The organism is Pseudanabaena sp. SR411, assembly GCF_002251945.1.
Classification (GTDB): Bacteria; Cyanobacteriota; Cyanobacteriia; order Pseudanabaenales; family Pseudanabaenaceae; genus Pseudanabaena.
Genome location: NZ_NDHW01000186.1, coordinates 1 through 1,569 on the forward strand (window position 1 = coordinate 1; position 1,569 = coordinate 1,569).

General features: G+C 42.0%; 1 protein-coding gene. It reads left to right on the top strand.

The window, feature by feature from the left end; all coding sequences use genetic code 11:
* Positions 1 to 1,264: tetratricopeptide repeat protein (locus B9G53_RS19775; protein ID WP_141211836.1), on the top strand; the 1,264-nt coding region annotated here is incomplete at its 5' end.
* Positions 1,265 to 1,569 lie beyond the last annotated feature (305 nt).

The following is a 1,569-nucleotide window of genomic DNA, read 5'->3' on the forward strand; positions in this document are numbered from 1 at the left end:
CCGATCKCAGCATAAGTTTTGGCAAGATGTGGAAGTTGGCTGGCGCTATGCCGTGCCGCTTTTTGTGGAGAGTTGGCAATATGATGGCGAATGGCAGGAGCAACTTTTAGGAATTATTGAGTCTTTTCAGGTGCGGTTTGATGGGGATAGTAAAAAGCGTTTGCGAATCTTTAGCAAAGATTTGGGTTACTACTCGTTCAATCCCGAACATAGGAAGGATTTGTTAGATGAATTAGAGAAATTGACAAAGCGGGGTTGGCTTGATGGTGATCGTAAAAACGAACGAGTAGTAATTCTCTTTTTACAACGTGGGCGATTACTTTATGAACTGGAACGATATTCAGAATGTCTTCAAATATATCTTGAAGCAGAAAAACAACTTCCTGAAACTGAACTACATTTGCGGAAAGATTTAGCAGAAGAATTTAGTGCAATTGGCAAGAAATTTCTTTGGAAAGAACGTGAAGCAATTGCATCGACTGAAGCCCAGACTGCTTATCAAAGTTCTGTTGCATTAAATCCTGATAATTCCCTTGCATGGCGAGGGTTAGGCGTTAGTTACTATAAATTGGAACAGTATGAATCAGCGATCGCATCCTTTCAACAAGAGATCAACCTCGACCCAAAATCTGTCTATCCCCACAACGGATTAGCCATTGTCTACCAAGCTCAAGGGAATTACGAATTAGCGATTGCATCCTTTCAACAGGCGATCAACCTTGACCCAAAATTCGTCTATTCCTACAAATATTTGGGAAATGTCTACAAGGCTCAAGGGAATTACGAATTAGCGATCACATCTTATCAACAGGCGATCAATCTCGACCCCAAATATGCCTCTCCCCACAACGGTTTGGGACTTGTTTACCAAGCCCAAGGGAAGTACGAATTAGCAATCGCATCCTATCAACAGGTGATCAACCTCGACCCAAAAGATGCCTATCCAAAACTCAATCATGGTATTGTAATGGGGCTGAAAGGCAACCAAACAGAAGCAATTAACCTATGGAAACAAGGATTAGACCTTCTTACTGGCAATTCTCAATACGATCGCCTCTTTCGAGCATTACATGAAGTTGGCATTGGTGAAATCGAGTGCGGTACAAATAGCTTACGAGAGATTTTAGAAACAGAGAAACCACCATTGGGTATTCTGTCAGAAGTTCTTAAAGATGCAGAATTTATAGCACAATTTCCTACTAAACTTGAGGGCATTGACACTGTGGTTGAGATGCTGCGTCAGGAGATTGCGAAGGCGCAATAAGTAGGGGCTTAGCATTTGCGCCACAATTTTAAAACTCATCACAGCAATCCCGATCCACAAATGCTAAGCCCTCTCTGCTTTTACAGATAATTTGTCCCTGCGTTGCGAAGCTTTGGGCAGTGCATTCCCAAAAGAAGATGATCTAAAAATTTATAAATTCCTGCGGGAATGCACTGCCCCTTGTATCTAGGAAGAAAAGTAAAGGATAAAATCTTTACTACAATCCGAAAAAGCAAAAGCAGAGATAAACTCGTTCTGCCCCTAGGGACACCAAGCCCGTACTGTAGATAGAGTCGTCTCTGCTT